Raw genomic sequence first — 20,514 nt, forward strand, 5'->3', positions numbered from 1 at the left:
TGGGAATACCGCCTATGGTCGACCACCTTTTCGCCGACCCGTATCTCGCTGCCGTCTACGATGCCTGGCACCCGAGATCTGCGCGCGACGACTATGATTTCTACCTGCCCCGCATTCTAACAGCAGACGCGGTGCTTGATGTCGGATGTGGAACGGGCACCCTCCTTCACGAGGCACGCCTGGCCGGACATTCAGGGCGGCTCTGCGGCATCGACCCAGCACCCGGCGTGTTGAATCGCGCACGAACGCGCACGGATATCGAATGGGTCCTCGGCGATCTCCAATCGGCCGGCTGGACAGCCGAGTTTGATCTCATTGTGATGACGGGGCATGCATTCCAGGCCCTTGTCAGCGACGAAGACCTGCGGGATTTGATGGCGGCTGCGCGACAGGCCCTTGTGCCAGGCGGATGCTTCGCGTTCGAGACGCGGAACCCTTCTGTGCGGGCGTGGGAGCGCTGGACACCCGAAAATGCGGTCGTCGTTGAGCTACCTGACGGGTCTCTGGTGCAGATCACAACAGAGGTGATCATGCCGTTCGATGGACAGACGGTGACATTCACCCACAGGTTCGGCGGAAAGCATCCGAGCCTTCCGCAAGTTAGTCGCAGCACCTTGCGATTCCTCGACACGGACGCCTTATCGAGCCTGCTGGGGAACGCGGGGCTACGGATCGAACAGCAATTCGGCGGCTTTGACGGCAGCCCACTTGGCCCTTCGAGCCCCGAGATCATCACGTTCGCGACGAGATGAAAAGGAGTATCCGCTCTCCAACCTGCAAGGAACGACAACTCGCGGACCCATTGCGGACGTGGAGCCGTATTTCGCGGCGACTGCCGCCGACCGTAGGTCAGAGCCAAGCTTGGCAATCGCAGGATTTAGCGATCAATCGATTGCCTCGATGCCTTGCGCCTTCAGCCGTTCGATATGGTCCTTCATCTCTTTCAGCCGCTCGGGGGAGTGGCCCTGCCACTCGGCGACCTCGCCCGTGATCCTGAGCGGCTCACGGGAGCGATAGGACTGCGTCGGATTGCCGGGAAATTTCTTGCCCGTAAGATTGGGGTCGTCCATGATCGGGCCGGTTGGCTCCACGATATAGACCCTTTCCCGTCCGTCACCAGCGGCCAGCTCTGCACCCCAGATGGCCGCATCCAGAGTGCCGGTCAGATAGACCCAGGCTGCCTGCTTTCTCGCGCCGTAATTGGAGCTGTAGCCGGCTTCTATCAGGTCTCCCGGTTTAAGGTCGACCCGGGTGCCGTGGTAGAATTGGCGTGCGTTGTCGGGGGCTGTCATCGGCTCGCTACCCATCCTCGCTGTCTCAGGCATCATGGTGCCGTGGTGCGCACTATTTCATGCACGTCACCAAATCAAGCATCTGGCCGTGCGGTTATCGGCTCCCGACACCCATTCCGGTTATCCCGCCCGATGCACGCTATCGGTCGGCTGCCGGTGCGGGTATTATCGGCGCCTGTACGTCGCTATGGTGGAAAAATGGATCTGCAAACCTTCAGGGATTCGATTGCGAAACCACAGCCGCCAGACGGTTTGAGCCCTGCCCTGCAGGCGCTGTGGTGGGATGCAAAGGGCGATTGGGCTAAGGCGCACGAGTGCGCGCAGCGGCGCGACGATACTGCGGGCATGCACGTGCATGCCTACCTCCACCGCAAGGAAGGCGACCAGTCGAATGCGGAATATTGGTATCGCCGCTGCAACGCCGCGCCATCGACCTTAAGTCTTGACGAGGAATGGGAAGAGTTGGCGCGTGCACTTTTAGGGCAAAGCTGACGCCTGCTCGGCCCCTCGCAAAATAGCCGGTCCTGCAACCACTTGCCGGGGCTTCAGCTGGCGCCCTGTGGCATGTCCCTGCCGTTCCATTCCGCAGTGCGCGCCCGCGCCTCTTCGGCGATCAGCTTGAACTCCCGCATCTTCGCAGCCTCGATGGCGAATGCGCTGCTTGGCAGGACGCCGGGGTCCTCCTGACTGTTCTGAAACTGAAAACGGGCCTCCAGCTCGGCCCATATTCGCTCGGGTGCCGTATCCTTGCTGGCAAGCAGTGCGACGACCAGCGCCAAAGTCTCGCGCTGGGCGTTCAGCCGCCCTTCGATCTCTTCATTCGGCAATTCGGACATGCGGGTCGCTTCCAGTTTCTGGCTCAACGGCAAAATCGCACCCTTGTTCCGGAATTCAGCGACGGCACGTGAGCAATTCCGAAAACGCGAGCAACAGTTTTCCCGTTAACCGACAGGGTCCGACCGGGGCTGAGGTTCCGCACCGTCGACCCCTCCAGGTTGACAGCGCAGGCCCATCGATTTAAGTTCGCGTTAGTGGCCACTAACGCGAAACATTGGACAGCGCTCGGAGACTCGACGAGGCGCACGATATTCGAATTGTTGGTCGAACAGCCTTGTTCGGTCAGCGGACTTGCTCGTGTGCTGCCTGTAACCAGGCCGGCGGTCTCTCAGCACTTGAAAGTACTCAAGGATGCCGGGCTTGTGGCCGACACGCGCTCAGGCAAGGAACGAATATACCGTATCGATCCGGACGGCCTAGCAAGTCTGCGCGCGGAAATCGATCAGTTCTGGAGCAAGACCCTGGCGAGCTACAAACTGGCCGTCGAGCACCCAAAGAAGGACCAGCCATGAGCAAGCTTCCTGCAACCGCGTCCGTAAGGCATTTCGTCGTTGTCGAGGCACCTATCGCGCGTGCCTTCAAGGTCTTCACCGAGGATTTCGGGAAATTCAAACCTCGCGAGCACAATCTTCTTGCCGTACCGATCGCAGAGACGATCTTCGAACCCTGGGTCGGGGGCCACGTTTACGATCGCGGCGTGGACGGCAGCGAGTGCCGCTGGGCTCGTGTGTTGGCTTACAATCCCCCCAGCCGGCTGATTCTGAGCTGGGACATCAGCCCTCGGTGGCAGATTGAGAGCGACCTGAACAAAACCAGCGAATGGGAAGTCCGGTTCACGGCTGAGACGGAGAACCGAACCCGGGTTGAGATCGAGCACCGGAATCTCGAACGCCATGGCGAAGGCTGGGAGGGCGTGCGCGGGGGGGTTGATAGCGATCAAGGCTGGCCGCTGTACTTGCGGCGGTTCCACGACCTTTTCCCCGGTGCAACCGCCTGACACCGTTTGCGATTTTGAGGGCGTGACTGGCAAGAACCGTTTGGTCCACTGCGATCCCAGTGAGTGGAGACAAGACGGAAGTCTATTGTTAAGCATTCTCGGCGTCCTCGCGCTCTGTTTGCTCTCGATAGTATTGGCAGTACTCGGGTTCGTCCAATGGGTTGGCAGGAGCGCTGGCGAGACCGGTAATCCCGGCAGACGACGACAACCGGCTCTATAGGATCGATCGCGTTCACATGAAGTCGGTCGAGGCATTGGCGCCCCCTATCGTGCCCGCAGTGCTAGCGATGATGGTTGGTGTTGGAGCGCCCACTTTGGCGACATTGGTCTGGGCCCACCTGGCGACACGCCTCCTCCATCTGGGAATCTATCGGCATGGCGGAAACGCCGCCAAGGGAGATAGTCTCAGGACGATTCTGTACGTCTCTGGAGCGTTGGTCACGTTGGCCCTCATCCTTTTGACTGGATGGGCAGCGTTCAATTGACGTGGGCGCCACTTCTTGGAGGCTACAGTTCGCGAGACTCGGCGGCGGACGCTATGAAACCTTCTGATTTTTAAGCCGTTATCGCCGGATGCCCGAGGCTAGATTCAAGCCGAAATCGGTTGACGCCGCCCAATTGCGCGATGCCGAGAAGTCGCGCCACGAGAAACAATCGACTGTCGAAGCCGCGTCCGAGGTCGTCGGCGAGGCCGCGCCACCGCCGGATTTCATCGAACCCGATCCGGAGCTGACACCCGAAGAGGCCGAGCAGGCGCGCAAGAGGTACCTGCTGAAGCGTTTCTGGATCAGCGCGCGCGGTTACTGGGGCAGCATTGGCGATAGGCTCGCTTGGCCATGCACGATCGGGCTGTTGGTCCTGATCGTCACCAATGTCGGCTTCCAGTATGGGATCAATGTCTGGAATCGCGCAATTTTCGACGCCATTGAGCAACGCAACGCCCATACCGTATATCGGCTGAGCGCCGTTTTCGTGCCGCTCGTGCTCGGAAGCACAAGCCTTGTGGTGGCACAAGTCTTCTTTCGTATGACGATACAGCGCCGCTGGCGCTCCTGGCTCACCACCGCAGTCATCGCGCGTTGGCTCGCAAGTGGCCGCTACTATCAGCTGAACCTCGTCGGCGGCGACCACAGCAATCCCGAAGCCCGCATCGCCGAGGATTTGCGGATTGCCACAGAATCGCCCGTCGATTTCATTGCCGGTGTCATCGTCGCATTTCTGTCGGCCTCGACCTTCATCGTGGTGCTGTGGACGATCGGCGGCGCCTTGACCCTGCCGATTGCAGGTTCGACCGTCACCATTCCCGGCTTCCTGGTCGTCACCGCGGTAATCTATGCCGCAATCACGTCCACCTCGATGGCGGTCATCGGCCGCCATTTCGTCCACCTCTCCGAGGAAAAAAACCAGGCGGAAGCTGAGTTCCGCTACACGCTGACGCGCGTGCGGGAAAACGGCGAGAGTATCGCATTGCTCGGCGGCGAGGAGGAGGAGCGCAGCGGCATGGACAAGACATTCGCCCATGTGCTCAGGCAGTGGGCGCTCCTTGCAGGCCAGCACATGCGCACAGCGCTGGTGTCGCAGGGGTCGAGCCTGTTTGCGCCGGTCGTGCCGGTTCTGCTTTGCGCTCCAAAGTTTCTCGAAGGCAGCATGACACTTGGACAGGTAATGCAGGCTGCCTCGGCCTTTGCCATCGTGCAGGGCGCGTTCGGGTGGCTGGTCGACAACTACCCCCGTCTCGCTGATTGGAATGCCTGTGCACGGCGCATCGCCTCGCTGATGATGTCGCTCGACGGGCTCGAGCGGGCGGAACAGAGCAACACCCTTGGACGCATTAAGCGCGGCGAAACCGAAGGCGATGCGATGCTTGGGCTGAACAATCTCTCCGTGTCGCTCGACGACGGTACCGCCGTGGTCAAGGAAACCGAGGTCGTGATCAAACCAGCCGAGCGGGTGCTCGTTGCCGGCGAATCCGGCTCAGGCAAGAGCACGCTGGTGCGGGCCGTCGCAGGCCTGTGGCCGTGGGGTAGCGGCAGCGTCAACATCCACGCCGACAGACGGTTGTTCATGTTGCCGCAACGGCCTTACATCCCCACCGGGACGCTTCGCCGCGCAGTCGCCTATCCAGGCGCTGCCGACAACTGGACGCTGAAAAAGATCAAGGCGGCTCTCGACAAGGTGGGACTCGATTATCTCAACGCCAAGATCGAAGAGGACGCGCCATGGGACCAGACCTTGTCGGGTGGCGAAAAGCAGCGGCTCGCCTTCGCGCGTCTTCTGCTGCACAGCCCCGATATCATAGTGCTGGATGAAGCAACCTCAGCACTTGATGAGAAGAGCCAGGACAAGATGATGGAGATGATCATTCGCGAATTGCCGAAGGTCACCATCATCAGCGTAGCGCATCGCGCCGAGCTGGAAACCTTTCATAGCCGCAAGATCACGTTGGAGCGTCGCGAGGGCGGCGCAAAGCTTGTCAGCGATATCGATCTCGTCCCGCGCAAGGGCAGACGGAACTTGCTTGTGCGCCTCCTGAGGCACCGGGGCGCCCAACCGAAAGCCAGCACGCCCTTGAGCAAAGCGGCGCTGCCCCAGACAAAGCTGCCCCAGACAAAAAAGTGAAGGCCACCGGTCGGGACCCGGCGGACCGTCGCCCGTTCGAGTCACTGCCCACATCTGGTCTTAAAAGTGCCAGCCGTGATACCTTGATGCCGTGCAGGTGTTGCTGTCGGAACGTCAGATGGCACGAGCGCATTCCATTTTCGTAGTGCAACGCCGAGGCTGGCTGTGCAAAAGCCCGGATTGACTTCAAGGCCCGGGTTGATTTCAAAAGCCCAGGTTGTTTCCAAAAGCCCAGGTTGATCAAAAGCCCAGGTTGATTCAAAAGCAAAGGGACCAGCAATGACAATCGCCAAGAACACGATCTGCCTTTGGTATGACAAGGACGCCGAGGCTGCGGCCCGCTTCTATGCCGAGACTTTCCCCGACAGCTTGGTGAAATCCGTCCACCGCGCTCCCAGCGACTACCCGTCCGGCAAGGCGGGCGACGTGCTGACGGTCGAGTTCACGGTCGCCGGCATCCCCTGCCTCGGCCTCAATGGCGGTCCCGCGTTCAAACACAACGAAGCCTTCTCCTTCCAGATCGCCACCGACGATCAGCAGGAGACCGACCGCTACTGGAACGCCATCGTCGGCAATGGCGGCCAGGAAAGTGCCTGCGTTTGGTGCAAGGACAAATGGGGCATCTCCTGGCAAATCACGCCGCGCGTTCTGACCGAGGCGATGGCTGCCGGCGGCGACGAAGCAAAGCGCGCATTCGAGGCGATGATGGAGATGAAGAAAATCGACGTTGCCGCGATCGAGGCAGCGCGGCGCGGCTGATAGTGCTGGGGTGACCCGAAGCAGAAGTCGGTGCATCACCCGGCTGAGGAGATCATCGACAAGATCAGAGCGGAGCGGCTGGGAATGCCGCCGTGCCCATCATGTCCAGGCAGGCGTGCGATGGTGTTGAACTGCGCCGAGTTTTACGACGCCGAGCTGCGACGGCACAACGAGGTCTTCAGGGCTGCCGTCAAGGCGGGAAACGCGTGATCGCGTGCTCGATATCGGATGCGGCTCGGGACAATCTTCTCGCGATGCTGCCCGCGTCGCGGTGGAAGGCAGCGTGCTCGGGGTGGACGTATCGGCCGAGATGCTCGAGTTCGCCCGGAGGCGTAGCGCGGACGAGGGATTGCGAAACGTCGCCTTCGAGCGCGGCAATGCGCAATTGCTGGCGTTTCCGCCTGCCGGCTTCGATCTGTGCATCAGTCGCTTTGGCGTGATGTTCTTTGCCGATCCGGCGGCGGCGTTCGCCAATATCGGCCGGGCGATGCGACCAGGGGCACGTCTTGTGTGGATGGTATGGCAGGGCCAGGACCGCAACGAGTGGGCGACTGCCATTCAGCGGGCGATTGCGCCGGGGACCGCCATATCGGCAGCCGCCGCCACCCCGTTTTCGCTCGGTGACCCCGTCATCACCGCGGAGGTCTTGCGTGCGTCCGGTTTTGTTTCGGTCGACTTTGCCGAAGTGCATGAACCGGTTTTCTATGGCCTGGACGTCGATGCGGCTTATGACGCTTTGCTTGGCCTGCAACTGGTGAAGGATCCGCTGGCTAGCGCGGATGTGGATGTCGCTGCGGCGCTGCGGCGGTTGCGCGAACTGCTCGACGCGCGCTTGACCGCGGACGGCGTGCTTTTCGACTCGCGTGCCTGGATCATCACCGCAGTTCGGGCGAGCTGATAGTAGCGGTTTTTCGGACATTGATCTGTAGGCGAACTGTCCCCTCGGCTCGGCCTTCCCGTCACCCTATTTGCGGCGTGACTTCTGAAAGCAGCCAATCCCGAAAAGCCCTGACTTTGCGCTGACGGATCGCCGCTGGCGGGTAGACGAGATAGAAGCTGGAGGGGGATTTCAGGGCGTGGCCGAAGGGGCGGACAAGTCGCCCGGCGGCAAGGTCGGCTGCAACGAGCATGGTCCGGCCCAGCACCACCCCTTCGCCTTGTGCTGCCGACTCCATCGCAAAGGTGGCAGAGTCGAAGCTAATCCCGCTCTGCGGGTCCACGCCGTCGACCCCGGCGCTTGCGAGCCAGGTCGCCCAGTCGATCGGAAAGCTGTCACGGATCAGCGTGTGATGTTTAAGATCCTGAGGAGTGCGGAGCGGATGTGCACCCTCAAGAAGCTTTGGGCTGCACACTGGAAACACCTCCTCGCCGGTCAAGAACTCTGACGTGAGCCCCGCATAATTTCCGCTGCCATAGCGGACCGCGACATCGATGCCGTCGCCGAGGAAGTTGGTCAGCTTCCCGCTCGTCGAAACCCGCACATCGATGTCGCCATGCGCACGGTGAAAGCGATAGAGGCGTGGCACCAGCCATCTCCCCGCGAAGCCATCGGAGGTACTGACGTTCAGTGTCGAGCTCGAATAGCGGGCCGTTGCTGCAGCGGTGGCGGCAGCCAACTGGTCGAGCACCTCGCGCACCGCCCGCGCATAGGGCTCGCCGACGGCGGTCAGGCTCACCGAACGCGTACCGCGCTCGAACAGCTGCACACCGAGCTGATCCTCAAGGTTCTTGATCGCCCGGCTGATGGCGCCGTGGGTGACATGAAGTTCCTCTGCCGCCTTGGAGAAACTCAACAGGCGCGCCGCCGCCTCGAAGCTCGGCAAGGTGGTGAGGGGAGGCAGTTTCCGGGGCATGATCGATACCTGCATGTGTGAGCGATGCTCACACATTGTCGCCGATAAGTCGTTTGTCGTCCAGACCGGAAGACGGCATGTTTGCTCACGTAATCAGCCATCCACCGCCGCTGCAAAAGGCAAGTCTGATGTGACTGATACTCTCGCTGACGAAAGTCGCGGGGCAACTACCAACACCAAAACTGCCGCAACCCTGGGAGAGCACCATGAGCGCCAAACGAGTTGAACCCATCGTCGACGTCCTGACCGGCATGGCCGGCCGCATCCTCGCCTCGAGCAGCCGGCGCCGGACCGAGCGGCTGATTACACGCTTCTCGACCCGCCGGCTCGAAGACCTCGGGTTTGCCCGCGACTGGGACGGCTCGGTCTATCGGCCGTCGGACTACCGCTAGCCTGAACGAAAGTAACGGCGGACAGGTTCTTCGCGAAAGATCGCTGTCGCAAGGAATTAACGGAGAACGGACATGGCCACCATCCATCCATTCCTCTGGTTCAACACCGACGCCAAGGAGGCCCGCGATTTCTATCTCTCGGTCTTCAAGAACGGCAAAGTGCTCGAGACGATCGAATACACCGACTGGGTGTCCGGAACCAACAAGACGGTCCCGCATGCCACCTTCGATTTCGAGCTCGAGGGACTGCACCTTACAGCGCTCAACGCCGGGCCGCAGCCGCCCTTCAACGAGCGGCTCTCGCTCTACATCGAGACCAAGGACCAGGCCGAGACCGACTACTACTATGAGGCGCTCACCGCCGGCGGCGGCAGGGAACAACCCTGCGGCTGGCTCACTGACAAGTTCGGCGTCTATTGGCAGGTCATCCCGGAAATCCTGCCGCGGCTCAGTGCCGATCCGGATCGCGAAAAGGCCAACCGCGTCCGGCAGGCGATGTATGGGATGCGCAAGATCATCATCGCCGACCTCGAAGCCGCCTACGCCGGCAAGGCTTGACCCTCACCTACATCGCAAACGAATGGAGACCTCCCGTGACATCGCTCGTGGACAGGAAAGTCATCGTCGTCGGAGGCAGCTCCGGCATCGGTCTTGGCGTCGCCGAAGCTGCGCTCAACAGCGGAGCGACGGTCGTGATCGTCAGCCGGTCGCAAGAGAAACTGCAGGCGGCCGAACGGACGCTCAATGCGGGTAATCGCGTGACAAGTTTGGTCGCCGACATGACCGACGAAGCAGACGTCGCTCGCCTGTTCGAAGAGGCCGGTCATTTCGATCACCTCGTATCGACCGCCGGAACACTGCCGCCCGGCGACCCCATCGAGCGCGCCGACATGGAGGCGGTGCGGCGCTTCGTCGACAACAAGCTGATTGGCGCCGTCATGCTCGCCAAGCACGCTGTGCGCACCCTGAGGGCCGGCGGCTCCATGACCTTCACGTCGGGTATCAACAAGGACAAGCCGCCGGTGCCGGGAGGTGCAGTCGTCTCCGCGATTGCCGGCTCATTCAGCTACTTCGCCCGCGCCCTGGCGCTCGAACTGGCCCCGACACGCGTCAATGTCGTGTCTCCCGGATGGGTCGACACACCGATGTGGGACATCGTTGGAGAAGCCAAATCCGGCTTCTTTGCCGACATGGCTGCCCGGTTGCCATCGAGAAAAATTCCGACCGCCGCGGACGTCGCCGCCGCCTACCTCTACCTCATGGAAAGTGACTTCACGACCGGCGAGACAATCCGCATCGATGGCGGCCATAACCTGATCTAGCCGCCATTTGCACGCCGCCTGAATGGGTTGAGGCGGCATGACCGCCAGTCCGGCGCACTGCTGCCGGAGGCGGCGAGCGCCGGCGGCGTCATGCCGGCGTCGCTCAATCGGGGTTTACATCGGCAGCCAGGCACCTAGTTTTAACGTTTCGCGCCGTGCACTTGAGTGCGTGGATGATCGAGGACGGGACCGTGAGCTCTGGCCGGCCCCTCAAAACCTTCCAAAAGGATGACTACCATGACACAGGCCAAGAATGGCGACACCGTGCGCATCAATTACAATGGCCGCCTCGCAGACGGCACCCAATTCGATTCTTCCGGCAACGAACCGCTGCAATTCACGCTGGGTGAAGGACAGGTGATTCCCGGTCTTGAAACCCATGTCGAGGGCATGGAGGTGGGCGCGAAAAGCACCGTGACTGTTCCCGCCGAGGCCGCCTATGGCCCCCACCGCCCCGAAGCGGTCATGACCGTTGACCGCGCCCGCGTACCAGACAACATCAACGTCGATATCGGCACTCGATTGCAGGTCAGAACCCCAGAAGGGCGCCCGATGCCGGTAACAGTCGTCGGCGTGGACGACGCCAGCGTCAAGCTCGACGGCAATCATCCGTTGGCCGGGCGGGATCTGGTGTTCGACGTTGAACTGGTCGAGATCGTTCAGGCGGCGTAGGGCACGGTCAAGGCCGTGTTGGCTATGACCTGGGGTGACGCACTTGCGCCGGAGATTTCGGCGGTGCGTCACCTGTCGGAGGAAAAGACCGCGAGCAGCGCGGCGTTCGCGGTCGGTTACGAAAGCGTGTCACAATTCACCCGGGAGCACGGTCGTCTGTTCGGTCTCGCTTGACAGCGGACTTCTCGTGACCGCAAAGTCTCGTGATGCGGGCGATTGGTTGGAATAGAATTGCGCGTGTCGGGGCAATCGTGCTGATGATCGGCACAAATGTTCCTGTGCCGGCACGTTCCGATTCGCTCCTTCTCACAAGCCCGTCCCAGCCAGCCAATGTCGGCGATGCGATGCTGGCGGCTGCCAATTATCATGATTCCGGCGACTATGATCGCGACCTTGCCGCAGTGGCGAAGCAGGCCGGCGACTGGGTCGTCAAGCGCGCGACGGAGGTGCCTCGCCCCGCACTGGTGCTCGACATCGACGAGACGGCTTTGGCCAACTGGGAAGTGATCACACGTGACAATTTCGGCCGCCCGATCAGCGGCGCCTGCGATATCGCAATCGACGGTCCCTGTGGCTGGGCCGCCTGGGACCAGCTTGCGAAGGATCCGGCCATCGACCCGGTGCTGGAGGTCTTCCGGCAGGCGCAAACGGCGAAAGTCGCGGTGTTCTTCATCACCGGACGTCCGGAGGACCAGCGTCAGGCAACCGAACAGAACCTGCAGTCGGCCGGCTATGCCGGCTATGAGCACCTTTACATGGTCCAGCCTGGGGCCAAATACGGCTCCGCCGCAGATTTCAAGGCACCCATAAGGGCCGAAATCGAAAAGGCCGGCTACACGATAATTGCCAATGTCGGCGACCAGCCATCCGACTTGTTCGGGGGGCATGCCGAGAAGCTGTTCCTGCTGCCAAATCCGTTCTATCGGGTTCGCTGACGGCCGGAACGGCACAAGCCCGGATCCCCGGCTCCTTGCCGAGCACTACTAGGGTATCAAGACGACCTTGCCGGTCGCGCCGCGCTCCTCCAGCAGGCGATGCGCCTGACTGGCCTGGTCGAGCGGGAAGCGACCGCCGTTGGTCACTTTAAGCTCACCACTTGCCGCCAGATTGAAGAGCCCCGACAGGTCGTCACGGAGCACGTCTGGAGAGAGCAGCGGCAGCAGTGCAAAACCTCTCAGCGACTGGTTGCGGCCGATCATCGCCTCCATCTCCGGGCCGCCGAGCGCGTATCTGCCAAGTGCGGCAAACACCAGCTCTCCGCGAGGCGCCAGAGCCTCCAGCGCAACCGCCGTCAGCGGGCCGCCGACAATGTCGTAGACGATGTTCACGCCGGCGCCGCCTGCCGCTTCCCGGACGCGCTCCGGCCAGTCCGTGTTGCTATAATCGACGGCAGCGTCGGCCCCCAGCGACAAAGCAAGATCGAGCTTGGCCTTGCTGCCGGCAGCCGCGATGACATTGCTCGCCCCTGCCCGCTTCGCAAGCTGGACAAGCAACGAACCGACGCCGCCCGCGGCAGCGGCGACCAGCACCGATCTGCCGGCCGGCGGGCTTTGCCGCGATAGATGCAGCGCCGTCAGCCCTTGCACCATCAATGCCGTGGCCTGTTCGAAAGAGAGCGCATCCGGCAATGGCACGGCCAGGCTTGCGTCGATCGTCACATAATCGGCATAGCCGCCAAAAGGCCGGCTCGAGGCGAACAACGGCGCGGCGACGCGCGTGCCGAGCAAGGAAGCCTCCACCCCATGCCCGAGCGCCTCCACGATCCCGGTGGCCTCGACGCCAGGGGCCATCGGCAGCTGCGGCGTCACCGCGTAGCGATCGGCGCGCATCAGCACTTCGAAGAAATTCACCCCGGCCGCATGAACGCGGACCAGGACCTCGCCGGCTTGCGGCTCGGGCTTCGGCACCTCAACCATTTCGAGAACGTCAGGGTCGCCGAAACGGTTCAGTTGAATGGCTCTCATCGCATGCACCGATCGTTATTGGCATCGGCCGCTGTTTGCCACTATCTGCCTGGCTTCGACTACACACCGATTTGTCCGCCGCTGACCGGGAGGTGACCATGGCCAAGCTGATCAAGAGACTGCCGATGCTGCCGGCCGAGCGCGCGCTGAAAGTGATTTCGGGCCGCTGGAAGGCGATCATCCTCTACCATCTCTTCGACGGCCCCCGGCGGCTGTCGGCGCTGCAGGCGCTGATGCCCGGCATCACCCAGAAAGTGCTGATCCAGCAGCTTCGCGAAATGGAAGAGCACGGCCTCGTTCGCCGCGAGATCTTTGCCGAGATCCCCTCACGCGTGGAATATTCGGCGACGCGGCTCGGCCTCAGCCTCGAGCCCATCCTGCTGGCACTTTGCCAGTGGGGCCAGCACCACGCCGACGAGCTGAATGAGATGGACCGCCTTGCCGACTGTATCATCAGACCAAGGCAAGGGCAGGACGCGCATGCCGTCTCAAAAAAGGGCGGCGCATGCGCCGCCCTGAATCCTTGGAAGAACTAATCCTTGGGAGGATTGTTCGAACCTGCACTCAGGCCGCCTTGACTTCCTCGGCGACGGCATCGGCCTGACGCGCCGTCTTAAGCACCCTGGCCCACCATGCAATGTCGTTGACCAGCGCGGTTGCCGCCTGGTTGAGGTGCTCGAACTCGTCGAGCTTCTTGTCACCTTGCTTGACGGCAAGGAAATCGGCCCAGGAGATGTGCACGGCGGACTTCACCGGCGCCATCTGCAACTCGACCGCATGTAGCCTCAGCTGCTCGACCGCACGCGCGCCACCAACGCTGCCATAGCCGACGAAGCCGGCCGCCTTCTTGTTCCACTCGTTGGCGGCGTAGTCGATGGCGTTCTTCAGCACGGCCGTCGGGCCATGATTGTATTCGGCGGCGGTGAAGATGAAGCCGTCGAATCCGGCGACCTTCTTTTGCCAGCGCTGCGCCACTTCGTTCTGCGACGGCGCCCAGGCGGAGGATGCGACCTCATCGAAGAACGGCAGCGGGAAATCGCGCAGGTCGACGACTTCGACGTCGATGTCGGCATGCGACTTGGCGATCTTGGCAATCCATTGGGCCGGCACGTCGGCAAAGCGCGCCGCGCGGGTCGAACCAATGATGATGGCGATTTTGGGTTTTGACATAGAGGGGCTCTCCTTACAGGAATACTGGTATCGTTTAGATACCTGCGCTATATGAGTAACTGGCCGCTCAATGTGCAAGGAGGCACTTTTTTGTTACCAAGGCACCCGCTCCGCACCGAGGACTGCCGCGCCGTCTCGGAAATCCTGCAGCGCGTCGGCGACAAATGGACGGTGCTCGTCGTCGGCAAGCTCGGTAACGGGCCGTTCCGTTTCAATGAACTGCGCAGCGCCGTCGGCGGCATTTCACAGAAGATGCTGACCACCACCTTGCGCGGGCTCGAGCGCGACGGCTTCGTCACGCGCACCGTGTTCCCGACCATCCCGCCGCGGGTCGACTACGAATTGACCGACCTTGGCTACGAGCTTCTGGTGCCGGTCGGTGCACTCGGCGAATGGGCGCGCAAGAACACCGAGCGTGTCAAGGTCGCGCGCGAAAAATTCGACGCCATGCACAGCTGAGCCCTTGCGCTGCAAAGGTTTGAACCTGTCGGGGAGCCTCCGGATGAGCGCTACTGCTGTAATTGCATCTTGCTCTTCGGCAGCTTCTCGATCCGGTTCCATTTCGGGTTGGGACTGACCACCTTGCCGCCAATCGTGCAGGTCGTGGTCGTCTCCTTGCGGCAATTGCTCACCGTCGTACCGCTGGTGTCGCATTTCGTCGCCGAGCAGATCTCGCACTTGGCCGCCTGCCCGTTGATGGTGCGGTTTTCCGACGTGCAGGTGGCGCCTGGATCGCCTTTTTTGACCTCGGCAAAAGCGCTTGCGGACGACAGGCAGAGCAAGGCTGCAAAGGCACCGGCCAGGGCAGCGTTCAGCATGTGTTGACGCATTGTCTTTCCTCCCAAGATCCCGTCGCTCGCGCTGCAGGCGCGCATGCGGGAACCCGTTGGCCAAAGACCATGCCAGATCGCCGCCCGCATCCCCCGCGCGGGAGAGACGGCTGTTTAAATCCGTCTTCTGGAATCAGGCCGGGTCAGCCTTCCGCCGGAACCGCCTTTGGCTTGCCTTCGCCGTCCAGCGCCACCATGACGAAGTCGGCATGGGTGACCTTCTCCATCAGGTCGGAGAGATAGCGCTGCGCCCAGGCCTCGACCTTGAGCGTCATCGAGGTCCGGCCGACGCGTTCGACATGCGTATAGATGCACAGCGTGTCGCCGATCTTCATCGCCTTGGCGAAGGACATTTCCTTCACCGCCGCCGTCACCACGCGGCCCTTGGCGCGCTCGGCGGCACGGATGCCGCAGGCGAGATCCATCTGCGCCATCACCCAGCCGCCAAAAATGTCGCCTGCCGCATTGGCGTCCGAAGGCATGGCCAGCGTCCTGAGCGTCAGATCGCCGATCGGCCGCCCGTCCGCGTAATGCACCATTTGGCCAGTCCTCTCGAAGCCGATCGTCCGATCCCGTATCGTCATGGCACGGACAGGTCAACGCCACTGAATAGTGTCGCGGCCTGACGTTCGGCGATGCATTCCATGGCCGAGACGAGAAAGCTGGCGCGCCCGAGAGCTTACCAATAGGTGCGCTTTACAAAGCGGGCCATGGCGTCGGGACGTAGGCGTAGGCGTTGCCTTCGCGGATCACGTGACCGATGCCTGGGAAGGGCAGGTGCATGCCTGCGACGAGCAGACCATCCGCTGACACCATGTCAAGCACCTTCTTGCGTGTGGCGATTGCGGCCTTCTGGTCCACGTCGAAGGCGATTGCCCATTCCGGATGCGCAAATTGCAGCGCGGAGGCGTGGATTACATCAGTGAAGAGCAGCAGGTTGGCATCACCAGAGCCAATCCGAAGCGCGAGATGCCCCGGCGTATGTCCGGGCGCAGGCAATGCCCTGATCCCGGGCGCGATCTCGACCTCGCCTTCGATCTTCCTGACTTTGCCATGGTAAGGCACCAGCGATTTGCGCGCTATTTCGAAGTACGGCTTCATCTGGTCGGGCGCCTTGGATAGGATCCCGTCATCGTGCCAGAAAGCGAATTCCGGCGCGGCAACCACGACCTCCGCTGCCGGGAAGGCGGCCTTGCCGCCAATCCCGACAAGGCCGTTGGCATGATCGGGATGGAGGTGGGTGATGATTACCGTGTCGATTTCTTCCGGCCTGACGCCGGCGGCGGCGAGCGCCTCAGGTATATGTCCCAGTATAGGCCCCATCGCCGATGCCGTACCGGTATCGATCAGCACCCGTCTGTCGCCCCTGGTAACAAGGTAAGCGTTGACCGAGGTCGGGAGTGGTTTTGGCAGGAATGCCTTTGCCAGGAGCGCTTCAGCGGCAGCCGGATCGGCGGAAGGGAAGAGTTCGAGGCCAAGATTGAGGTAGCCGTCGCTCAGCGCAGTAATCTCGAGGTCGCCGAGCATGAACCTGTGGGCACTCGCAAGCGAAGTCGGAGAGCGGGCGGCGATAGCCGCAGCGTTGCTCGCAAAGAGGTTGATCGGGGCAAGTAGCAGGGCGCTGGCACTAAAGGCGCCAAGGCCGAACGTTCGACGGTCGATATTCATGGTCTTGTCCTTCGAATGTGCAGATGAAACTAGTCGCAGGCTACGGGGTCGCCGCCAGGGCAGATGCCGACCGCTCGGACCACTCTTCGGGCGGGGTCGGCACGGTTCATGGCGAACTCCTTGCGACATCAATAATGCACCTCATAAACAGCGGGAATAGCGATGGGATGCAGTTCACTGCTGCAGATTATGCAGCAATCAATTTAAGCGGGTAAGGCCGCTGGTTTGGCCGTCCGCTGAACGGCCTTGCCGAGCCCCGGCTTTGCCTACTGGACAGGCTTCCGAGGCTCGAGCGCCCGGCGCAACGTCGGCGCCTCTTGCTCGATATAATCCCACAGACGGTTCGAGATCGGCCCGTGCGGCCGGTCGCGGCGGCGCGCCACCACCAACTCCTCGGTACGGCCTGGCAGATGACGACCGGCAATGGATTGCAGGCGTCCATCGTGCAGCTCTTCCTCGATCAGGAAGCGGGGCATATGGCCCCATCCGAGGCCCTGCAGGATGATTTCCTTCTTCATGCCCTGATCGGCCACCATGCATTGCGGCGCACCCTCGATCATGAAGTAGTCTTGTCGCGGTGAATGGCGGGCCGTGTCGCGCATGACACATTGGGTGAACGCGTGCATCTGATCCGGCGTGATGGGGTGCTTGATGCGCTCCGGCAGAAAGCCCGACGCTACTACTGGGACGAAGGGCACCTTGCACAGATCGACCCATTCCACCCGCGGATCGCTCTTGCCGATCCAGTGCAGGATCAAATCGGCTTCGTCATCGAAGAGGCGCTCCCACGGGCCGCCCACCGCCTCGAAATGCAGGTGCAGGCGTGTGCCCGGACACTGGGCGAAGAACTGTCCGAGCATGCCCAATGCCTGCGGGCGCGGGCACAGGTCGCCGATCACCACATGGATCTCGCTTTCTTCGCCCATTGACAGCTGAGCAGCATGAAGCCGCAAGCCCTCGAGCTCGCGCAGCAGCGATTGTGCCCTGCGATGGAATGACAGCCCTGCCTCGGTGGGGCGCACGCGATAGCCGCTGCGATCCAAGAGAACGAGGTCGAGTTGCCGCTCCAGCTTTGCAACGGCGGCGAACACCGCCGGGTGCGAGCGATGCAGCATGGCCGCCGCAGGCTGAAAGCCGCCGCAGCGGACCACGGCATCGAAGCATTGCAGGTCGTGCAGGGTGAATTCGGCCATGTCAGCTTCTATTACAGAGATAGTCCTATCTTTGTAATATCATCAAAAGCGCGCCGCAGCTAGGCTTTGCCACATTCAACGCTCCAAGAAGGAAGGTGTATTCACCATGAATGAGCTGGATTTCGTGACCGTCGGCGATGGTACCCGCATCGCCTACCGCATCGACGGCGACGCCGGGAAGCCCGTGCTGATGCTGTCGAATTCCATCGCCACCACGCTGCGGATGTGGGACTTGCAGGTCAACGAGCTGTCGAAGCATTTCCGTGTTCTGCGCTATGACTTTCGCGGCCACGGAGGGTCGAGTGTTCCGGCCGGTGCTTATTCGCTCGACCGGCTTGGCCGCGACGTGATCGAGTTGCTCGACGCCCTGGGCATTGAACGCGTACACTTCCTCGGTCTGTCGTTGGGCGGCTTCGTCGGGCAGTGGCTCGGCATCCACGCGCCCGAGCGGATCGATCGCCTGATCCTGAGCAACACCTCATCCTACCTCGGACCAGCAAAGCAGTTTGACGAACGGATTGTCGCCGTGCTGCAGGCGCCGGACATGTCCGAAACCGCCGAGATGTTCCTGGGCAACTGGTTTCCTGCAAACATGCTGGCGGCCAGCGGGCCCGTCATTGAAGCATTTCGCACCATGCTGCTGGGCATAGACCGGCAAGGCTTGGCTGGTTTGTTCGCAGCGGTTCGCGATGCGGACCTTCGCCGAACCGTGGCTCTGATTTCCAGGCCAACGCTGGTGATCGCCGGCCAGCACGACACTGTCACAGCCGCCAGCCATAGCGATCTGATCGCCGCGACGGTGCCCGGCGTGAAACTGGTTGTCCTGCCCGCGGTTCACTTGTCGAACGTCGAGTACCCTGCAGAGTTCATGCAGGCCGTGCTCGGTTTTCTACGCTGAGCCGGAGCACGACGGGGATGCTGAGTGAAGCCCCGTTTCGAACATCACCCGCATGGACCGCAACCTATGATGCGCTAGCGCGCAGTGCAGGCTAGACTGGTAACATCGATAGCGGATGACGGCTGACATGGAACTTGGCTTTCGCCCACTGACGCCCGATCTGTGGCCGGCGCTCGAGGACCTGTTCGGTGAGAGCGCCGTCTGCAGTCGTTGTTGGTGTATGTACGGGCGGATCGGTCGTTCTTATCGAAAGCGACCTGGCGAGGAAAACAAGGCGGCGTTCCGGCAAGCCGTCCAGCATGGTCCGCCTCCGGGTTTGCTTGCTTTCGACGGCGATATGGCTGTCGGCTGGTGCCAGGTGACGCCGCGGGATGCCCTGCCCTGGCTCGATCGGCTATGGCAGCTCAAGCGCGTGGATGACAGGCCGGTCTGGTCCCTGTCCTGCCTCTACGTGCGAAAACAATACCGCCGGCGGGGCGTAACATTCCAGCTGATTGCGCAGGCACTGGAAGTCGCAAGGCGCGCAAAAGCTCCCGCACTCGAAGCCTATCCTTTCGACGCCGACGTATCGCCGAGCGCTTCCGGCAGCGGATATGCCTCCACCTTCGCGCGCGCCGGGTTCAAGGTCGTCGCTCGCAGGACGCCGGCCCGCCCGATCATGCGCTATGAATTCAAGCAGATTGCCGATCATCGCCTGTGATCGCAGCTTGAAGTTCGGCTATGGGTGGAAAGTTGTCATCCATCCGCTATTGCACCCGCTTCGCTTCTCGCTTTTGCGAGGATGGTCGTCTCCGGCGCAATGGCAAATTGCTCACAAAATGCATCGATGTGATGCTGGCCCCGATCCGCGTCTCCAATGGCAACAAGGGCCAAGCCCCAGGCGAGGTCTGTCTGCACATAGTTTTCCAACGAAAAACGTCGAAATTTCCTCTTTGATCGTCGTTCGAAACTAGCAGCAACGTCCTTTAGTGTGGTGATTCTGGACCAGTCCCGCTGGGCAGCATTGAGCGCCGCCAACGCGGCGCGTTCAACCCGATAGGCGCTATCGTTACTATAGAATGAGCACCAGTTGGGAATCCGGCCCGATGAATCAATCGGGTCAATGCAAAGGTCAAAATTCGCTGACTTCGCCGTTCTTTTCCACCGGAGGCTTCCGCCTCTGAAAATTGGTACAAAGTCGATCGAGACGCCCCAACAGGCGGAGAAGGTCATGCCTTTCAGCGCCTGAAATGTCAGCAGATAGCGTATGTGATCTGTTGGACGGCCAACCCAGAACAAATCCCCTACTCGTTGAAAATCGGATGCCAACCCGCCTTCCAATGCTCCAGCGGCAATGTCGCCCAACGCTTTACCATGCTGAGGCGCACGACCGAGGTCTGGCTGCCGACGAAATCTTTCGATCAAGCTGGAGAACATCTAACCTCTTCAACGGCAATCGTAATGTTGAGCGTCACCGGCGAACATTACTGAACGCAAACGGATCAATCAAAGCCGTAGCGAGGCGCTCACCGACATTGCAACAGCTAGACTTCTGCAGCGGATCGCAGCTTGGCAAGCTTACGTCTCCGGGCGAATGAACCGGCTGGCGAACCTCACATTGTAGACGTGAAAATCACCGTCGGGCATGATTATCAACCCTGTGATGTTCGCCCGTTCGAAGCTATCTTCGACCGCGGGGTCGTTGACCTTCAAACTCACCGTCAGCGCACCGTCTACTTGATGAATTTCCTTATAATCGTATGCAACGCCCTCACCGAAGCAGGTGATGCAACCTCCCGAGATAATGAGTTCGACCGTTGGATCATCAGCGTCGACCCACTTGCCCTGCATTTGATCCGGCAATGGTGCATCCCGCCCAAATTGCTGCATTCCCATCCTCCAGTGCCAGCCGAGCGCTCCCAGCGTAGTTTCCGAGGCTAACGTCCGCAACGGGTGGTCGCGAGCTGAAATCCAAACCGGGTATCGCCGGTCGCTTTTTTCACAAGCGATGCCGGAAGCTCCGGTGATGGCGGCGGTCTGCGGCGTCTAGGCTGGACGAAAATTAGGGC

28 protein-coding genes and 2 pseudogenes are annotated in these 20,514 nt (G+C 61.5%); 18 read left to right on the plus strand and 12 right to left on the minus strand.

Going from position 1 to position 20,514, the window contains the following annotated elements; all coding sequences use genetic code 11:
- Positions 1-14: 14 nt before the first annotated feature.
- On the plus strand, positions 15-752 hold the full coding sequence (locus tag NKH43_RS18355) for a class I SAM-dependent DNA methyltransferase (RefSeq protein WP_352592485.1): 738 nt from the start codon (positions 15-17) through the stop codon (positions 750-752).
- Between the two features lie 132 nt (positions 753-884).
- Here NKH43_RS18355 and arr read toward each other — a convergent pair whose 3' ends face one another.
- Positions 885-1,292 carry an NAD(+)--rifampin ADP-ribosyltransferase gene (arr, locus tag NKH43_RS18360; protein WP_502895871.1) on the minus strand — a complete coding sequence of 136 codons (408 nt, stop codon included), beginning with the start codon at positions 1,290-1,292 and terminating at the stop codon, positions 885-887.
- Positions 1,293-1,490: 198 nt separating this feature from the next.
- Here arr and NKH43_RS18365 point away from each other — a divergent pair, with 198 nt between their 5' ends.
- Positions 1,491-1,784, plus strand: coding sequence for a hypothetical protein (locus NKH43_RS18365; RefSeq protein WP_352494911.1), 294 nt, complete (start codon positions 1,491-1,493; stop codon positions 1,782-1,784).
- 53 nt (positions 1,785-1,837) lie between these two features.
- Here NKH43_RS18365 and NKH43_RS18370 read toward each other — a convergent pair whose 3' ends face one another.
- Positions 1,838-2,128: a hypothetical protein gene (locus tag NKH43_RS18370; RefSeq protein ID WP_352494910.1), complete on the minus strand. Its 291-nt coding sequence runs from the start codon at positions 2,126-2,128 to the stop codon at positions 1,838-1,840.
- Between the two features lie 195 nt (positions 2,129-2,323).
- Here NKH43_RS18370 and NKH43_RS18375 point away from each other — a divergent pair, with 195 nt between their 5' ends.
- The 4 genes from NKH43_RS18375 (at position 2,324) to NKH43_RS18390 (ending at position 5,745) form a co-directional block, all read left to right on the plus strand.
- Positions 2,324-2,641, plus strand: coding sequence for an ArsR/SmtB family transcription factor (locus NKH43_RS18375; protein WP_023678365.1), 318 nt, complete (start codon positions 2,324-2,326; stop codon positions 2,639-2,641).
- Entirely contained in the window at positions 2,638-3,126 is a 489-nt protein-coding gene (locus NKH43_RS18380; protein WP_352859295.1) for an SRPBCC family protein, read from the plus strand. The genes NKH43_RS18375 and NKH43_RS18380 overlap by 4 nt, the downstream gene beginning before the upstream one ends.
- Before the next feature lie 236 nt (positions 3,127-3,362).
- Positions 3,363-3,611 carry an MAPEG family protein gene (locus NKH43_RS18385; RefSeq protein WP_352859297.1) on the plus strand — a complete coding sequence of 83 codons (249 nt, stop codon included), beginning with the start codon at positions 3,363-3,365 and terminating at the stop codon, positions 3,609-3,611.
- A gap of 88 nt (positions 3,612-3,699) precedes the next feature.
- Entirely contained in the window at positions 3,700-5,745 is a 2,046-nt protein-coding gene (locus tag NKH43_RS18390; protein ID WP_352856867.1) for an ABC transporter ATP-binding protein/permease, read from the plus strand.
- Between the two features lie 41 nt (positions 5,746-5,786).
- Here NKH43_RS18390 and NKH43_RS18395 read toward each other — a convergent pair whose 3' ends face one another.
- The gene (locus NKH43_RS18395; RefSeq protein WP_156948077.1) at positions 5,787-6,038 is read right to left on the minus strand and encodes a hypothetical protein; all 252 of its coding nucleotides are present in this window, start codon (positions 6,036-6,038) and stop codon (positions 5,787-5,789) included.
- Here NKH43_RS18395 and NKH43_RS18400 point away from each other — a divergent pair.
- On the plus strand, positions 6,031-6,504 hold the full coding sequence (locus NKH43_RS18400; RefSeq protein ID WP_352859342.1) for a VOC family protein: 474 nt from the start codon (positions 6,031-6,033) through the stop codon (positions 6,502-6,504). The two genes, NKH43_RS18395 and NKH43_RS18400, sit on opposite strands and share 8 nt — an antisense overlap.
- A 120-nt stretch (positions 6,505-6,624) precedes the next feature.
- Positions 6,625-7,402, plus strand: a pseudogene (locus NKH43_RS18405) (class I SAM-dependent methyltransferase).
- Positions 7,403-7,463: 61 nt separating this feature from the next.
- Here the strand turns inward: NKH43_RS18405 and NKH43_RS18410 are convergent.
- The gene (locus tag NKH43_RS18410; protein ID WP_352859343.1) at positions 7,464-8,357 is read right to left on the minus strand and encodes a transcriptional regulator GcvA; all 894 of its coding nucleotides are present in this window, start codon (positions 8,355-8,357) and stop codon (positions 7,464-7,466) included.
- A 206-nt stretch (positions 8,358-8,563) separates the two neighbouring features.
- Between NKH43_RS18410 and NKH43_RS18415 the strand changes: the two genes are divergently transcribed.
- From NKH43_RS18415 to NKH43_RS18440, 6 genes and pseudogenes are all read left to right on the plus strand, one after another.
- Positions 8,564-8,749, plus strand: coding sequence for a DUF1127 domain-containing protein (locus NKH43_RS18415; RefSeq protein ID WP_352859299.1), 186 nt, complete (start codon positions 8,564-8,566; stop codon positions 8,747-8,749).
- A 72-nt stretch (positions 8,750-8,821) separates the two neighbouring features.
- Entirely contained in the window at positions 8,822-9,307 is a 486-nt protein-coding gene (locus NKH43_RS18420) for a VOC family protein (RefSeq protein ID WP_352483124.1), read from the plus strand.
- A gap of 35 nt (positions 9,308-9,342) precedes the next feature.
- The gene (locus NKH43_RS18425; protein ID WP_352859301.1) at positions 9,343-10,071 is read left to right on the plus strand and encodes an SDR family oxidoreductase; all 729 of its coding nucleotides are present in this window, start codon (positions 9,343-9,345) and stop codon (positions 10,069-10,071) included.
- 237 nt (positions 10,072-10,308) lie between these two features.
- Positions 10,309-10,743, plus strand: coding sequence for an FKBP-type peptidyl-prolyl cis-trans isomerase (locus tag NKH43_RS18430; RefSeq protein ID WP_023719136.1), 435 nt, complete (start codon positions 10,309-10,311; stop codon positions 10,741-10,743).
- 90 nt (positions 10,744-10,833) lie between these two features.
- A pseudogene (locus NKH43_RS18435) lies at positions 10,834-10,917 on the plus strand (helix-turn-helix domain-containing protein); the annotation flags it as partial.
- Between the two features lie 83 nt (positions 10,918-11,000).
- Positions 11,001-11,678, plus strand: coding sequence for an HAD family acid phosphatase (locus NKH43_RS18440; RefSeq protein ID WP_156948082.1), 678 nt, complete (start codon positions 11,001-11,003; stop codon positions 11,676-11,678).
- A 48-nt stretch (positions 11,679-11,726) separates the two neighbouring features.
- On the opposite strand, the gene NKH43_RS18445 is transcribed toward NKH43_RS18440, so the two are convergent.
- Positions 11,727-12,707: a quinone oxidoreductase family protein gene (locus NKH43_RS18445; RefSeq protein WP_352859303.1), complete on the minus strand. Its 981-nt coding sequence runs from the start codon at positions 12,705-12,707 to the stop codon at positions 11,727-11,729.
- A 98-nt stretch (positions 12,708-12,805) separates the two neighbouring features.
- On the opposite strand from NKH43_RS18445, the gene NKH43_RS18450 reads away from it, so the two are divergent.
- A complete protein-coding gene (locus NKH43_RS18450) occupies positions 12,806-13,243 on the plus strand; it encodes a winged helix-turn-helix transcriptional regulator (protein ID WP_352859304.1) in 438 nt (145 codons plus the stop codon).
- Positions 13,244-13,271: 28 nt separating this feature from the next.
- On the opposite strand, the gene NKH43_RS18455 is transcribed toward NKH43_RS18450, so the two are convergent.
- Positions 13,272-13,877: an NADPH-dependent FMN reductase gene (locus tag NKH43_RS18455; RefSeq protein WP_352859306.1), complete on the minus strand. Its 606-nt coding sequence runs from the start codon at positions 13,875-13,877 to the stop codon at positions 13,272-13,274.
- A 90-nt stretch (positions 13,878-13,967) separates the two neighbouring features.
- On the opposite strand from NKH43_RS18455, the gene NKH43_RS18460 reads away from it, so the two are divergent.
- Complete coding sequence (locus tag NKH43_RS18460) at positions 13,968-14,336, plus strand: winged helix-turn-helix transcriptional regulator (RefSeq protein WP_352859308.1); 369 nt, start codon at positions 13,968-13,970, stop codon at positions 14,334-14,336.
- A 50-nt stretch (positions 14,337-14,386) separates the two neighbouring features.
- Here the strand turns inward: NKH43_RS18460 and NKH43_RS18465 are convergent, their stop codons facing one another.
- From NKH43_RS18465 to NKH43_RS18480, 4 genes are all read right to left on the minus strand, one after another.
- The gene (locus NKH43_RS18465) at positions 14,387-14,707 is read right to left on the minus strand and encodes a hypothetical protein (RefSeq protein WP_023719143.1); all 321 of its coding nucleotides are present in this window, start codon (positions 14,705-14,707) and stop codon (positions 14,387-14,389) included.
- A gap of 143 nt (positions 14,708-14,850) precedes the next feature.
- Positions 14,851-15,246, minus strand: coding sequence for an acyl-CoA thioesterase (locus tag NKH43_RS18470; RefSeq protein WP_023761257.1), 396 nt, complete (start codon positions 15,244-15,246; stop codon positions 14,851-14,853).
- A gap of 157 nt (positions 15,247-15,403) precedes the next feature.
- On the minus strand, positions 15,404-16,375 hold the full coding sequence (locus NKH43_RS18475; protein ID WP_352859310.1) for an MBL fold metallo-hydrolase: 972 nt from the start codon (positions 16,373-16,375) through the stop codon (positions 15,404-15,406).
- A 266-nt stretch (positions 16,376-16,641) separates the two neighbouring features.
- Positions 16,642-17,568 (minus strand): LysR family transcriptional regulator, encoded by a 927-nt coding sequence (locus tag NKH43_RS18480; RefSeq protein ID WP_352859312.1) that lies wholly within the window; start codon positions 17,566-17,568, stop codon positions 16,642-16,644.
- 106 nt (positions 17,569-17,674) lie between these two features.
- Between NKH43_RS18480 and NKH43_RS18485 the strand changes: the two genes are divergently transcribed.
- On the plus strand, positions 17,675-18,466 hold the full coding sequence (locus NKH43_RS18485) for an alpha/beta fold hydrolase (RefSeq protein ID WP_352859313.1): 792 nt from the start codon (positions 17,675-17,677) through the stop codon (positions 18,464-18,466).
- A gap of 115 nt (positions 18,467-18,581) precedes the next feature.
- Positions 18,582-19,166 carry a GNAT family N-acetyltransferase gene (locus tag NKH43_RS18490; RefSeq protein WP_352859315.1) on the plus strand — a complete coding sequence of 195 codons (585 nt, stop codon included), beginning with the start codon at positions 18,582-18,584 and terminating at the stop codon, positions 19,164-19,166.
- A gap of 35 nt (positions 19,167-19,201) precedes the next feature.
- Here NKH43_RS18490 and NKH43_RS18495 read toward each other — a convergent pair whose 3' ends face one another.
- Positions 19,202-19,882 carry a hypothetical protein gene (locus NKH43_RS18495; RefSeq protein WP_352859317.1) on the minus strand — a complete coding sequence of 227 codons (681 nt, stop codon included), beginning with the start codon at positions 19,880-19,882 and terminating at the stop codon, positions 19,202-19,204.
- 141 nt (positions 19,883-20,023) lie between these two features.
- Positions 20,024-20,335, minus strand: a complete 312-nt coding sequence (locus NKH43_RS18500) for a hypothetical protein (RefSeq protein ID WP_352846644.1) — start codon at positions 20,333-20,335, stop codon at positions 20,024-20,026.
- Between the last annotated feature and the right edge of the window lie 179 nt (positions 20,336-20,514).

Origin of the sequence: Mesorhizobium sp. M1163, assembly GCF_040318415.1 — a bacterium.
Taxonomy (GTDB): domain Bacteria; phylum Pseudomonadota; class Alphaproteobacteria; order Rhizobiales; family Rhizobiaceae; genus Mesorhizobium.